We start from the raw sequence: 14,606 nt of genomic DNA on the forward strand, positions 1-14,606 counted from the left end.
AAGGGCTCAACCGATTACCAGCTGGATATTTGCTAGATGCAAGGTTGAGCTCTTCTCAATTAATAAGTTTCAACCAATAACACTCAATTAGCAATTTGCTGAAAGCTGCCTCTTTTGGATGAAGCTGGCTTCATAACAATCTGTCACAATCTTAATTGGTGCTAACTTTGATCGTCTTGGGTCGATCGGCCTCAGCTTTAGGGATGCGCAGGGATAGCACACCGTTTTTGATTGAGGCTTCCACATGGCTGGCATCGGTTGCGGTGGGCAGGGTGATCACCCGGCTGAACCGGCCGCTGGGCAACTCGCAAACCATGTACTTCGCCTCAACGCCATCAGCTGATTTAAATTCGCCGCGGATGCTAACCGTGTTGTTTAAAACTTCGATATCCACGTCGTCAGGCTCAAGACCGGGGACGAGGGCGGTGATATCATAACCTTCATCAAGTGCTTTGACGTCTACAGCCAGGAGCATTTCACGCTCGGTGGGGGTTTGATCGGTCAAGGCATCTTCGAACCAGTTGTTCATTGCACGCCGCATGGCAGCCATGCGATGGTAGGGGGTAACGTAGAATGTCATAATATTTTCTCCTTTATTATCACTATTTTGTGTATCAATGCGTGAATGATACTTTAGCGATATAAGAGCGCTGCAAACGTTATATATGAAATTTGAAAGAATCCTGTTTGGGATTGTTAACAGATCAGCGCGAAGCAATGCAGATCAAGCACGGGCTTTCATCGACAAATTCGGATCGGTCAAAATCACCGTACTGGGCATTAACTACCAGCCCTACTTGCCGCAGCTTATCCAGATATGCCTGTGTGGGAAGTAAATAATGGGCAGCCAGGGCGGTGAAGCGATCCACCCGCCCATCCGGATGCAACTCATCATAGTACCAGGTAAGGCGAAAAAGCTTTTTTGTGCGGTGATAGCTGCTACTGACCTGTACCGGATTGCCCGTTTGAGGATGGGTAAATGCCTCCTCATACTCAACGCCTGCGCGGGCAGGCAGGCTGAGCAACACCTGGGAGTTAGGTATACTGAAGGCAAAAAACCCACCAGGTTTCAGATGCTCATAAACACAGGCCAGGCAGGAGAGTTGTTGAGCTTCCGACAGGGTGCTGAAGGTATTGCATGGCAGGATGACCAGCGAAAACTGCCGGTGCAGATTAAATCGGCACATATCTTCGACCACCAGCAGTGGGGTAGGTGTGATCGAGCCGACCCCTTGTTGTAAATAAGCCAGCATGGCTGGGTCATTATCCAAACCCACACAGTGATGTCCTACCTTTGCCATTGAGAGCAAAACACGGCCGGTACCGCACCCCAGCTCAAGGATTGGATCACCAGCCATGTCGGCCAGCTCCAGCCAGAATGGGAGGTCTTCCAGGTGCATGGTATGGTGGGCGTGGTAAATCTCTGGGAGCATGTCAGTTCGTAGCTGGCCTCAACCGCCGTTTTACTTCTCCCAGCAACATCTGCATTTCTGGTACTTTCAACAAAAATATAAAAGATGCGTAAACTAATCCGCCGATGATTACCCCACCTATGCCTACCAGCCAGGCTGCCTGGCTGCTTGTCAGCACCAACCAGCCCCAGATAGAGAGGGCCATAAAAAAGGTGGCCAGCAGTGCCTGGAGGGTGCCTTTGAAAACCCTTTGGCCTTGCAACCCACCCAGCCTGCGGCGCATGAGGATCACCAACCCGATCGCTTCCAAGGCGGTGGCCAGCGAGTTAGCCAGTGCCAGCCCACCCAGCGGCAGCCAACCGATACGGGCGAACCAGGCAGAGAACAGCAAGCTGAAGACGACGTTCAACCCCATCGCAGCTGCACCCACGAAGACAGGCGTCTTGGTATTGTGCATGGCGTAAAATGCCCTGGCCAGGATCTCCACCAGGCAGTGCCCCACCAGCCCCAGCGAAAACCATAACAACGCCCATGAGATCAGCTGGGTGGACTGCGCAGTAAACTCACCATACTGCATCATCAAGGCAACGATGGACTGCCGTAACAAGACCAACCCAACCGACGCTGGGATTGCCAGGAACAGGATGCCACGCATGCTGGCCGCCAGAGAGCCGCGCAGGTCGTCCATTTTACCCTGAGAAAACTGGGCAGAGAGTGTGGGTAGGGCAGCCGTGGCTACCGCCTGCCCGATGAGCGCCTGCGGGAAGAGCATCATGGTGAAGCCCCAATTGATGCCGGTGACGCTACCTTCAATCATGTATGATGCCAGGCGAGTGTTGACCCAGAAGTTTAGCTGCACCACCGCGACACCGAACACGCGAGGTAACATCAGCAAACCCACATGGCGTACCTCGGGCATTTTTAGCCCCAGGCCAGGCACGTAAATGCCCTTGAGCTTCAACAGGCTGGGCACCTGCAGTAGCAGGTGCAGGCCGGAACCGATCACCACACCCCATGCCAGGCCGTAAATTCCCATGCTTGGCGCAAGGAACAAGATGCCAAAGATCATACCCAGGCGGTACATGGCAGGGGTAAGGGCAGGGATGAAAAACACCTGGTGCGCGTTAAGGATACCCATCACCAGCCCGCTGATGCCGAAGATCACGGCGGAAGGCAGCATGATGCGCAGCAGGTTCACCGTGAGCGCTTCCTGGGTTGGGTTGTTGGCAAATCCGGGGGCGAGAATATAGTGGACCAGTGGCTGGGCAAAGACAAATGCCAGACAAGCGGCAATGATCAGCACGATCAGCACCAGATTGGCAATGGCAGAAGCCAGCTTCCAGGCCGTCTTACGCTCACCTTTGGTCAATAATCCAGTCAGGGTGGGGATGAAGGCTGATCCTAATGCCCCGCCAGCCATGAGCACGAACAGTGTTTCAGAGACGCGGTTGGCAGCCAGGAAAGCATCCATATCAGCCGATGTGCCAAAAGTTACGGCATTTAAGATCAGGCTGACCAGGTTGGCGACATTGCTGATCAGCAGGGCGATCATCACCACGCCGGCTGAACGGGCAATCTGGCGGTTAGCGTTATCTTCGATTACAGCCACAGGAATTGATTATATCCGCTAATCCGCCTTAATATTACTGCTCCAACTCCTGTGAGGAAGTAAAATAAAGTATCCGGTGTTACAAAGATTGGAGGATTTGCATATGAGCGTGAGTATGGTCGTGGGAGCTCAATGGGGAGACGAAGCCAAAGGAAAGATCGTCGATCTGCTTTCACAGGCGGCGAGCATTACTGCCAGGTTCAATGGCGGAGATAATGCGGGGCATACCGTGGTGAACGATTATGGGACGTTTAAGGTGAGGCTGACGCCGAACGGTTTTGCCAACCCGCACACCACTTGCATCATCGGTCCAGGCGTGGTGGTAAACCTGGCTACACTGATTTCTGAAATCAAGATCATCAAGGAAGCTGGCATCGATCTGAGCGAGCGCTTGTGGATTTCACCACGCTGCCATGTGGTCATGCCATATCATCCCCTGGTGGAAGCGATCTACGAGCAAGCCAAGGGTGATGCCAGCACCGGCACCACCAGGCGCGGCATGGGACCGGTATATGCCGATAAAGTAAGCTACAACGGCATCCGCCTGGTAGATATGCAGGACGAAACGACATTTCGAGAGAAACTTTCCATCCAGCTGAAGGTAAAAAACAGCCTATTCCAGGCAAATGGCCTGGAAACCCTGGAATTGGATGCACTGATCGAGCAAAAGATCATTGAATTCAGGCAGGTACAGAGCATGGTGCGTGAATCCTTCGGACTGGTCCAAAAGGCTTTGAAGGAGAATGCAAGCATTGTCCTGGAAGGCGCTCAAGGTGCCCTCCTGGATAACACCTGGGGTACGTATCCATTCTGCACTGCCTCCACCACGATTTCAGGCGGGGTGACGGCCGGATTGGGCATTGCACCAAAGTGGATCACCCGGGTCATCGGGGTGGCCAAGGCGTATATCACCCGCGTGGGACGGGGCCCGATGCTGACCGAGCTGAATGACGCAACCGGCCAGGTGCTGCAAAAAGAGGGACAGGAGTACGGAACAGTGACCGGCCGGCCGCGACGCTGTGGCTGGTTCGACGCCGACCTGGTGAAATTTACCTCCCAGCTGAATGGCTACAGTGAGATCGCCCTGACCAAGCTGGATGTGTTGGATACCCTGCCAAAGATCAAGATCTGCGTGGGATATCATCTGCATGGCAAACGAGAGCCGTTGGTGCATTACTGGGAAGGGGATGCACGCTGGCTGGAGCAGTTTGAACCGGAATACATTGAGATGGATGGCTGGCTGCAACCCACCAAGCAGGTACGCAAGTTCGGCGAGCTGCCCAGCCAGGCTCAGGCCTATGTGAGAAAGATTGAAGAGCTGGTGGAGACACCAGTGTCGATGGTATCGGTTGGACCCGAGCGTAACGCTACGATCATGAAATAACTGTACTCATTCTTGCTTGAGTTAATGAAAAAACCCCGGCTGAATTTTCTCAATCGGGGTTTCTTTTGTCCTGCTAAACTAGCTCATCAAACTTGCACGGATGTTGATCACCATCTGGCGAGCTCGCTGTGGAGCATCCCCCACGTAATGCGAGATGTCCATCAACCGGCATAACTCGGGCTCGGGCAGGTAGATGGTCAGCTCCGGGTCATGGCTGATCAGCTCCGCCAGGTGGTTTGGCCTGCCTGCCTCAACCTCTGCCCAGGCGGTGAGGGAGTGCTCGCGCAGGTACTCATGCATCACCTGGCGGTCAGCCCCGACCTTGACCAGTGCCATCAAGACGCGCTCGACCGCAGCAAAGGGGGCATAAGTTTCCAGGTTGTGCTGGATAGCCGGCTCGTTGACCTGCAACCCTTCCAATATTCGCCTGGTAGTTAGCAACAGCTCATCACAGATCAAGAAAGTTTCAGGAAGCACAACCCGGCGATTGGCTGAATCATCCAGCGTGCGCTCAAGCAGTGAATTGGCAGCATTATCCCAGGCGGTGCGGGGCATCTGGGCTAACAGACGCGCCAATGAGTCTATCTTCTCGGCGTTGATCGGGTTACGCTTGAAGGGCATCGCGGATGAGCCCACCTGGTGCTTCCCGAACGGCTCGGCTAGCTCAGCCAGCGGAGCCGACTGTAGCAGGCGCAGGTCGAAGGCAAACTTGTGCAGTGAAGCACCCAAGCCAGCCAGGCTGCTGAGCAAGGCATAATCCTGCTTACGCGGGTACACCTGGGTGGTAATAGAATAGAAAGGCAGGTCCAGAAGAGTAGATAATCGATCTTCGAACGCCTCCAGGTTTTCGTCGCCAACCAGCTCGGCAAATGAAGCCCCCGTCCCCACCGCGCCTTTGAAACCCTTTCCGCGCAGCTCCATGCGGGTGTTTTGCAAAGCAAGCCAGTCCATCAGAAGGTCTTGGGCGTAGCTGGCCAAGCGATATCCCAATGTCGATGGCTCAGCAGGCTGCAGGTGGGTGAAGGCGATCAGCGGTAGGTCAGCCCAGGTTTCGATCTTGCCAGCAAGCAGCAGGAGCACATGGTGCAGCTTCTCCAGCAGCAAGTCAAGTGCCTGGCGCTGGCGCAAGACATCCGCATTATCCTCAATATCCATGGAGGTGGCACCCAGGTGCAGGCTGCCACCACCCAACGGGCACTGCTCAGCAAAGGTTCTCAACTCAGCCATCAGGTCGTGATGGATCTCAGCCTCGATCTCCAACGCATGCGGCACATCCACATCAGTCATGTGCAAGCGAAGATCTTCCAGCTGGCTGGCTGTCACCAAACCGTATTCTGCCTGAACTGCTGCCAGTGTGACCCATAACTGGCGCCACAGGTTACGCTTATGTTCTTCACTCCATACGCGGCGCATCTCAGGGCTGGCATAACGCCACGTGAATGGTGATTGGTAGGTTTGATATTCTGGGCTCATGCGGCTATTATAGAACAAAAATCGCCGGGGCAATCTTTTTCTCCCGCCAATAACGGGATTTTATCTGGCATTTTATGTACAGCCTGACCAGCTGTCTAGCGGTGCTAGATTATTGCCAGGATATTGTTCTTTCAGATTGCTCCGGCTTATTCAGTTGTCAACATAATAATAGCAAAGAACAAACGTTAAATTCAAATATCATATGTCATTTTCACATTTATGACATTTATATGACCTGATCGGACACACAACCCCAATATAAGAGTAAAGGCGCAGCGGCGCTGCGCCTTTACAATTGCTTTCGTATAATGAATAGCTGCCTATACAGCCATCACATGCTCAAACTGGCTGTTATACATCTCGGCATAGGCCCCATTCCGAGCTAACAGCTCTTCATGCGTGCCTTGCTCGACGATATCACCATGCTCCATTACCAGGATCAGGTCGGCATTGCGAATGGTGGAAAGCCGGTGGGCGATAATGAAGCTCGTCCGGCCTTTCATCAGCTCGTCCATAGCCTCCTGGATCAGGATTTCTGTACGGGTATCCACCGAACTGGTGGCCTCGTCCAGGATCAACATGGTAGGATCGGCAAGCACAGCCCGGGCGATGGTCATCAGCTGCATCTGCCCCTGGGATATGTTGGTAGTTTCCTCATTGAGGACCATGTCGTATCCTTCAGACAGGGTGCGAACGAAATGATCAACGCGAGCTGCCTTGGCAGCGGCGATGACCTCTTCGTCAGTGGCCTCCGGCCGGCCATAGCGGATATTTTCGCGGATATTCCCGTTATACAACCAGGTATCTTGCAAGACCATACCAAACAAACAACGCAGATCGCCACGTGAAAATTCCCGGAGATCATGCCCGTCGATCCGGATGGCACCGCTGTTTACATCATAAAAGCGCATTAAAAGCTTCACCATGGTGGTCTTGCCAGCTCCCGTCGGCCCAACGATTGCCACCTTTTGGCCTGGTTTTACCGAAGCACTGAAGTCATTGATGATGATTTTTTCTGGGTTGTAACCAAAGTGTACATCCCTGAACTCCACATGCCCAGTGATCGCAGGCAGCTGGATGGGATTCTCGGTTTCCTTGATCTCTTCACTCTCAGCCAGGAATTCAAACACCCGCTCAGCTGCTGCGGCAGTCTGCTGGAGGATGTTGGAGATATTAGCGATTTGGGTCAGCGGCTGGGTGAAGCTGCGGATATACTGGAGGAAGGCAACGATATCGCCTACCGTCACTCTTCCCAAAAGTGCCAGCCAGGCTCCCAGGATACTTATCGCCACATATCCCAGATTGCCGATGAAGTTCATGATTGGGAACAGCAGGCCGGTCAGAAATTGCGATTTCCACCCGGCTTCATAAAGCGTATTGTTATATCCCTCAAACTTTTCGATGCTTTTCTTCTCGCCATTGAAAGCTTTTACAACGATATGGCCGCTGAACATTTCCTCCACGTGCCCATTGACATGACCGAGGTAATCCTGCTGCTGAGAAAAGTATTTCTGAGACTGGGGTAGGATCAACCGCAGGAATATCATTGACAGAGGGATGATCAAGATTGCCACCAGGGTCAAAATCCAGCTGATCGAAAGCATCATGATTAATGCCCCGATCACACCGGTGACTGAAGAGATAATTGTGGACAGGCTTTGGCTTAAGGTCTGGCTGACTGTCGCCACATCATTGGTAACACGGGACAAGATCTCACCATGGTTGGTTCCATCAAAATACTTTAACGGCATCCGGTTGATCTTTTCTGAAAGATTCTTGCGTAAACGGTAGGTAATATCCATAGAAACACCGGTGAGGATCCAACCTGAGGCGAAGCTCAACCCGGCAGAAAGAATATACAAGCCAGCTGTCTCCAACAGGATATTCCCAATAGCAACAAAATCGATCGATCCAGTGCCAGAACTCATCGCCATTACGCCGGAAACCAGCTCGTCAATTGCTCTGGCCATCACCTTTGGTCCAAAAATCGTGGCAACCGTCGAAGTTGCAGCAATGAACAAAGCAATAATCAAGCTCACTCGATATTTGCCTAGATAATTGAATAGTTTGAGCATGGTACCTTTAAAGTCATGGGCACGCTCACCTTTCATCATCGCCATGGGTCCTCCAGCCATGGGTCCGCGTCGTTGACCTCCACGTGCAGGTCCTGGGTGCATCATAGTAGCTCCTCCTGACTGAGCTGTGATAAGGCAATCTCTTGATATTCCTTGCAGTCCCGCATCAGCTCCTGATGGGTTCCCTTACCGATAATCCTGCCCTCATCTAAGACGATGATCTGCTCTGCGTTCTTGATAGTTGATACCCGCTGAGTGACGATCAGAATGGTGCTATTTGTAGTTTGTTGCTTAAGCGCCCGGCGTAAAGCAGCATCAGTTTTAAAGTCGACCGCCGAAAAGCTGTCATCGAATATATAAATGGGTGGTTTCTTCACCAATGCACGTGCAATCGATAGGCGTTGTTTTTGACCGCCGGAGACATTTGTGCCCCCTTGCGAAATTTCAGTCTGAAAGCCGTTCCCATCATGGTCTCCATCACCATTTACTGCCCCATCTCCATGGTTGAGATCCTCTTTATGAGCAGATCCATTACCATTGTGGGCACCATTTCCATTTTCACCCAGGATAAATTCAGTTGCCTGGGCAATATCGGTTGCCTGGCGTAATAATTCATCGCTGGCATTTTCGTCTGCATAACGCAGGTTGCTTTCAATGGTGCCAGAAAATAAGACACCTTTCTGGGGGATATACCCGATTTTGTCGCGCAGATCGTGCTGGGTCACTTGGCGGATATCGATGCCATCCACGAGAATCGATCCACCAGTGATATCGTAAAAACGCGGGATCAGGTTAACAACGGTGGATTTACCTGACCCCGTCGATCCGATCAACGCAGTGGTTTGCCCAGGCTTGGCGATGAAATTGATGTCATGCAAGACGTCTTCCTCTGCGTCGGGATAGCGGAAAGATACATTACGGAACTCAACCGTCCCGACGAAATGGTCACTGAAGTGTTTAGGCTCTTCGGGATCACTGATCACGGGTTCTATTCCCAAGACATCGGCGACGCGGCCGGCAGAGACTGAAGCCTGGGGCAAGATGATGAACATCATGGACATCATCAGGAAAGCGAAAACCACCTGGATGGTGTATTGCATAAATGCAATCACATCACCAACTTGCATGTTCGCCGTAGCCACCTGATGCGAACCAATCCAGATGATCAAAACCGTTACACCGTTCATGATCAGCATCATCAGGGGCATCATAACCACCATAATGCGCCCGATAAAAAGCATGACAGCAGTAATATCCAGATTCGCTTTATCAAAGCGATTTTCCTCAAAGTCCTGCCGGTTGAAAGCACGGATGACCATCATACCGGAGAGGTTCTCGCGCATGACGAGGTTCAATCGGTCTGTTAATTTCTGGACGATCCTGAACCTGGGCAGGGCTAAAGTAAACACAATAATGATGATGGTTAACAGGATACCCACTGCCAGGGCAATGATCCACCACATGGAGGTATCCAGCCTAAAGGCATGAATGATGGCTCCAATTCCGATGATGGGTGCGTACAGCACCATGCGTATGATCATGAAGACCACCATCTGGATCTGGGTAATATCATTGGTAGAGCGGGTGATCAAGGAGGCGGTCGAAAACTTGTCGAACTCTGTGCTGGAGAAATTCTCTACTTTGGTAAATTCTGCTTTACGAACATCGCGTCCAAACCCGGCAGCAGTCTTGGCAGCCAGGAAACTAACCAGCACGGTACAGACACCTGAGAGCAAGGTCAGGCCCAACATGATGCTGCCCACCCTCAGCAGATAATTTAACTCAAATTTGCCTACATCCATGCCCAGGGCGGTGTATTCGGATTTAATCGCCACAGCGGCTGCTTGGACGAGCATCTTATCGCTCATTGCCCCCATTTTCTCATCCACGGTCTTGGTGATCGAAGCGATGATTGTCGTCCGCTGTGCATCGGGCAGCTTAGCCAACACCGAAAATAAATCCATTCCGGCTGGAATCTTGGATAGGTCGATCCCCATACCTTGAGCCAAGCCCGCTAGCTTGGTCGGGTCAGCCATGGCTTGATCGATGGTGTATATGATCAGCAGAGGTTTTGCCATGATCGGGTTCAGCAGGTCAATCTCTGCCTGGTCTGTTTTATTCAGAATATAGACTGATTCAGTAGCCAGGGCTGGGTATTGTTTAACCAGCTCAGCATAATTGTTGCTCGTTTTATCAGCCAGGGTGTAAGCCGCCAGGACAGAAGCTTTATCCTGGGCACTCATGAACAAGGTCAGCTTATCCATGGTGCTCTGGCGGATGGCTTGGGGAACCGCATTCTCAATCCCTGACAACTGGATGCCGGTGTTGACAATCCGGGCAAGGTAATCGGGGAGGGCCAGGTCGGCATTCGCCTGTACGAAGAGCAAGGCTATGGCCACCAGGATTAGAAGTAGGTAAGGTTTAAGGTATTTTGCTATGCGTAACATAATCCAATTATCCTTTATCGATTGCCCTCATGTTCCTTTCATAATAATCGCACTCATCTCGTTTGAATATTGCCGGGTAACTTACCAGCCGTTTTCGGCGAAGCTGAGATCGTCAGTTACTGCTAATGCATTAATTGGTTTCGGTCTCGAATTGGCGGGCTTTTATTATCAGTATTTCAACTGCCTGTCTGACAAGTTCTTGTTCGTCCGGGGTCATAGAGATAGCCAGGGTTTCCAACCATTTCTGATTGGTCAGTGTGCCCTCCTGAAGGATCTGCCGGCCTTTATCGGTCAATACAATTTGCTTGGAGCGCCGATCTTTTGGATCCTCCGAGCGCGTGACCAGCTGTAGCTGTACCAGCCGATCCATCATCTGACTGGCCGCGGAGTTGGTGATGCCCATATCAGAGCCGATATCTGATACGCCACAGCCTTCGGTCTTAAAAATATGAAGCAAGGCACCAAATTGCCCCATGGTCAGGCCTTTATCCCTGGCGAACACGAATATATTTCCCATCAAGCGATGGCGGAAAATGCCAAACGCTTCCTGCAGTGTGTCAACTAACGAATCTGTAGCATTCATCCATTAACCTTTCTGAATAGTTAAGCGGGCTTGATTATATCGATGTCTTTAGAATCTGTAAACCTATGTGTGACTGCAATGGATGAGAATTTGGTTAGAGATGATTGGGAATATCTTGATAATACCCAGAAACATGGAGGGTTTTACCCCCATTAGGTAAAATATAGATCATGATAGATAACCCATGTTATCCCACATTTATCCCACACTATCCCACACCAATGAGGTGAGCCATGGATGACCCAATCGAAATATTGATCACACTACCCTTCTCTGATGAGCTGATGAAAAAGGTTGCCGATGTCTCACCCCGCATCACCCTGGAAAAGATTGTGGCCCGTAAGCTCGAGGAGGTGAATGATGAGGTGTGGAAGCGGGTCGAGGTGTTGTATACCAACCGGGTGCTGCCCAAACCCGAGCAAGCTCCTCGCCTGCGCTGGATACAATTTCATTGGGCCGGGCTGGATCACGCCCTGGATGAAGCTATCCTGCAAAAAGAAGGTCTGGCAATCACCAGCATGAGCGGTGCTTCTGCACCGCAGATGGCCGAGCATGCCATATCGATGATGCTGGCACTTGGGCACCACCTGCCTGACCTGATAGCGTACCAACGGAAGGCAGAGTGGCCTTCGGGCCGCTGGGAGTTGTTTACCCCACGCGAGCTGAGAGATAGCACAGTGGGCATTGTGGGTTACGGGAGCATAGGCCGGCAGATCGCCCGCCTGCTCCAGGTCTTCGGAACTACAGTGCTGGCTACCAAACGTGATATCCGCCATCCGGAAGATACCGGTTACATACCCGATGGATTGGGTGACCCGGGCGGAGACCTGGTGAACCGTCTCTACCCTCCAGAAGCACTGTGCTCCATGCTCAAAGAATGTGATTATGTGGTGGTGTGCCTGCCACGCACCTCTGCCACTAAAAACCTGCTGGGTGCCAAGGAGTTAGCCGCGTGTAAGCCCGGAGCATACCTCGTGGATATCTCGCGAGGTGAGATCCTGGATCACAATGCCTTGATCCCCTTGCTGCGCGAGCGTAAGCTTGCCGGTGCAGCTCTAGACGTGTTCCCAGTGGAGCCCCTACCTGCTGACAGCCCCCTGTGGAAGCTACCCAACGTCATCATCACACCGCACATCGCTGGGTTTTCTCCACATTATGATGAACGTGCTGCCGAGCTGTTCACCCAAAATCTACGCCGCTACCTGGAACAGCTACCCCTGTACAACCGTTTGGATCCCGCACTTGGGTATTAACGAGACATTTCATAGTTTACTTGTCACCAAACACCCCTGGCGCATTTGTAAACGAAAAGCTTTCCAGTGAATTTTCTACTTCGCTGGAAAGCTTTTATGGAATGCGGAAATAGGCCTGATAAATTACGGTTGGCGAGTACCCAACGTCACGCTCACGTCTTGGTATTGGCCATCACGGAGGATCGTCAGGGTAACATCCTGACCTGGAGACGTCTGCAGCGAGAGGTAGACCAGCAGGTCATCAAAGGTGTTCACTGGCTGTCCGTTAATAGCCGTGATCACATCTCCACCCACCGCCACTTCGCGGCCATCCTGAGTGGTTGTGCCGGAGGTGCCTTCCAGACCAGCAATCCCTGCCGGGGCACCCTCTGTCACCGTCGTTACATATGCACCTTGCTCGATGGGCAGGTTCATAGCTTTTACCAGCGACGGGTTGACGGTATAGCCGGATATCCCCAGGTATGACCAATCATATTTGCCATCCTGAACCAGGGCTGGGATGACGCGCTTCAGGATGCTGACCGGCACGGCAAAACCTACCCCAATGTTGCTGTCTGTCGTACCGCCTGTTTCGATCTGGGCATTGACCCCAATGGCTTCACCGTTCAGGTTAAGCAGCGGGCCACCAGAATTCCCCGGGTTGATGGCTGCATCGGTCTGGATGGCTTGTGGGATGGAGTAAATCGTCAGGCTCGGGATCGTACGGCCCAAGGCGCTGATCACACCGCGTGTCAGGGTGCCCTCCAAGCCAAACGGATTCCCGATCGCAACGACGCTCTGTCCGACAGCTATGTCTTCCATCGAGCCGAGGGGAATCGCAGCGACACCCTCAGGGAGTTCCGTCTTGATAACCGCCAAGTCACTGAAAAGGTCTTCTCCCACCAGGCTAGCTTCGCGAATTAACCCATCCGAAAAAGTGACTTCGATGGCGTCCACGCCATCCACTACATGAGCGTTGGTTACAATGTGGCCCTGGTCATCATAGACGAAACCTGAGCCCTGAGCGAACGAAAGCAGGCTACCGTTCTCATCGAGATACACCGTGATGTTCACCACCGAAGGATTGAGACGGGAGTATAAGTCGATCACCACCTGGTCATCGTTGTCTACCACCGCGGGTTGGGAAATGCTGGTATTGGGAAGTACCTGTTGGGCTGCTAAGGTTGGGGGTATTGGGGGCTTGGTGAGCGGCGGGATAGAAACCCCGCAGGCCAGGCTGACCAAGGCAAAGAACAATGTGACTGACAGGAGCAGTCGTGCATTCCGGGAACGTTTGAACATGCTAACTTACCCTTTCGTAGGGAGGATAATTAATGTGATTGCCAAAGTATAACGGTATTTTTGCCGGAAAATCCTGAAGGTTGGATAAGAAATATTAATGCAGTTTTTACCGGGATGCATGGCTCATGATAGAATGTCTTGCCAATAGCACAATTGATCAAGACTACCCTGACATCCAGCATGCCATCCAAGCGCCCCATCCTGCCGTACCTCGCCCTATTACTCGGCATCCTCTGTCTGAGCTTCTCTGCCATGTTCGGCAAGTGGGCCAACGCACCCGGCCCGGTGATTGGGTTCTATCGCATCGGGTTGGCAGCCCTGATCCTGCTCCCGGTCTTCATTTATCGCAAACAGAAAAATAGAGTGAAGTTCCCATGGGCCATCCTGCTATTCCCCATCCTGGGTGGCATCTTCACTGCCCTGGACCATGGCACATGGAACTCCAGCTTGCGGTACACCTCGGCCGCCAATGCCACCTTGCTTGGCAACACGGCACCGCTGTGGGTGGCTTTATTTGCCTGGTTGGTCTTTCGTGAAAAATTAAAGGGATTGTTCTGGCTGGGTTTGGCCTGCGCGTTGGGCGGGGCGGTGATCGTGCTGGGAAGCGACTTTTTGCTCCACCCCGCGATTGGAATGGGTGACTTGCTGGCGATTGCGGCAGGTGTTTTCTATGCGGGTTATTTCATCGTCACGGAGCGCGGCCGCAAAAAGCTGGATACACTCTCTTACATTTGGCTGGTGGATGTGATCGCCGCGTTGACCCTGCTGGCTATCAGCCTCGGGATGCGCATGCCATTGACGGGTTACCCCTCCCAGACATACCTGGCCTTTCTGGGCGCCGCTCTAATTTCCCAGGTGGGAGGCTACCTTTCCATTGGGTATGCCTTAGGGCATTTGCCTGCCTCGGTGGTCTCTCCCACGCTGATTGGCCAACCGGTGGTCACCGCCCTGTTAGCGATTCCACTTCTGGGGGAAGCCTTACGAACTGAGCAGTGGCTCGGAGGCCTGGTGGTGCTGATCGGAATCTACCTGGTGCACAAAAGTCGGGAAGGTGTGGAACCAACCGAATTGGTTGGATTGGAGAATTGA

The 14,606-nt window shown here is 52.4% G+C and carries 11 protein-coding genes; 3 read left to right on the plus strand and 8 right to left on the minus strand.

Annotated elements, in window-relative coordinates:
- Window positions 1-151: 151 nt before the first annotated feature.
- The 3 genes from C3F13_06290 to mviN all read right to left on the minus strand — a co-directional run bounded on the left by C3F13_06290 (window position 152) and on the right by mviN (window position 3,021).
- Entirely contained in the window at window positions 152-580 is a 429-nt protein-coding gene (locus C3F13_06290; protein ID PWB54623.1) for a heat-shock protein Hsp20, read from the minus strand.
- A gap of 124 nt (window positions 581-704) precedes the next feature.
- The gene (locus tag C3F13_06295) at window positions 705-1,433 is read right to left on the minus strand and encodes a hypothetical protein (GenBank protein PWB54624.1); all 729 of its coding nucleotides are present in this window, start codon (window positions 1,431-1,433) and stop codon (window positions 705-707) included.
- 1 nt (window position 1,434) lies between these two features.
- A complete protein-coding gene (gene mviN / locus C3F13_06300; protein ID PWB54625.1) occupies window positions 1,435-3,021 on the minus strand; it encodes a murein biosynthesis integral membrane protein MurJ in 1,587 nt (528 codons plus the stop codon).
- A gap of 103 nt (window positions 3,022-3,124) precedes the next feature.
- Here mviN and C3F13_06305 point away from each other — a divergent pair, with 103 nt between their 5' ends.
- Window positions 3,125-4,405 (plus strand): adenylosuccinate synthase, encoded by a 1,281-nt coding sequence (locus tag C3F13_06305; GenBank protein ID PWB54626.1) that lies wholly within the window; start codon window positions 3,125-3,127, stop codon window positions 4,403-4,405.
- A 78-nt stretch (window positions 4,406-4,483) separates the two neighbouring features.
- On the opposite strand, the gene purB is transcribed toward C3F13_06305, so the two are convergent.
- The 4 genes from purB to C3F13_06325 all read right to left on the minus strand — a co-directional run bounded on the left by purB (window position 4,484) and on the right by C3F13_06325 (window position 10,983).
- Window positions 4,484-5,878, minus strand: a complete 1,395-nt coding sequence (purB, locus tag C3F13_06310) for an adenylosuccinate lyase (GenBank protein ID PWB54674.1) — start codon at window positions 5,876-5,878, stop codon at window positions 4,484-4,486.
- Window positions 5,879-6,198: 320 nt separating this feature from the next.
- Window positions 6,199-8,058: a multidrug ABC transporter ATP-binding protein gene (locus C3F13_06315; GenBank protein ID PWB54627.1), complete on the minus strand. Its 1,860-nt coding sequence runs from the start codon at window positions 8,056-8,058 to the stop codon at window positions 6,199-6,201.
- Window positions 8,055-10,400 carry an ABC transporter gene (locus C3F13_06320; protein PWB54628.1) on the minus strand — a complete coding sequence of 782 codons (2,346 nt, stop codon included), beginning with the start codon at window positions 10,398-10,400 and terminating at the stop codon, window positions 8,055-8,057. The genes C3F13_06315 and C3F13_06320 overlap by 4 nt, the downstream gene beginning before the upstream one ends.
- A gap of 130 nt (window positions 10,401-10,530) precedes the next feature.
- Window positions 10,531-10,983: a hypothetical protein gene (locus C3F13_06325; GenBank protein PWB54629.1), complete on the minus strand. Its 453-nt coding sequence runs from the start codon at window positions 10,981-10,983 to the stop codon at window positions 10,531-10,533.
- A 233-nt stretch (window positions 10,984-11,216) separates the two neighbouring features.
- Here C3F13_06325 and C3F13_06330 point away from each other — a divergent pair, with 233 nt between their 5' ends.
- Window positions 11,217-12,236 carry a D-2-hydroxyacid dehydrogenase gene (locus tag C3F13_06330; protein ID PWB54630.1) on the plus strand — a complete coding sequence of 340 codons (1,020 nt, stop codon included), beginning with the start codon at window positions 11,217-11,219 and terminating at the stop codon, window positions 12,234-12,236.
- Between the two features lie 123 nt (window positions 12,237-12,359).
- Here the strand turns inward: C3F13_06330 and C3F13_06335 are convergent, their stop codons facing one another.
- Window positions 12,360-13,517 carry a hypothetical protein gene (locus tag C3F13_06335; GenBank protein ID PWB54631.1) on the minus strand — a complete coding sequence of 386 codons (1,158 nt, stop codon included), beginning with the start codon at window positions 13,515-13,517 and terminating at the stop codon, window positions 12,360-12,362.
- A gap of 138 nt (window positions 13,518-13,655) precedes the next feature.
- Here C3F13_06335 and C3F13_06340 point away from each other — a divergent pair, with 138 nt between their 5' ends.
- A complete protein-coding gene (locus tag C3F13_06340; GenBank protein ID PWB54632.1) occupies window positions 13,656-14,606 on the plus strand; it encodes a hypothetical protein in 951 nt (316 codons plus the stop codon).

Source organism: Anaerolineales bacterium, from assembly GCA_003105035.1.
GTDB lineage: Bacteria > Chloroflexota > Anaerolineae > Anaerolineales > UBA4823 > FEB-25.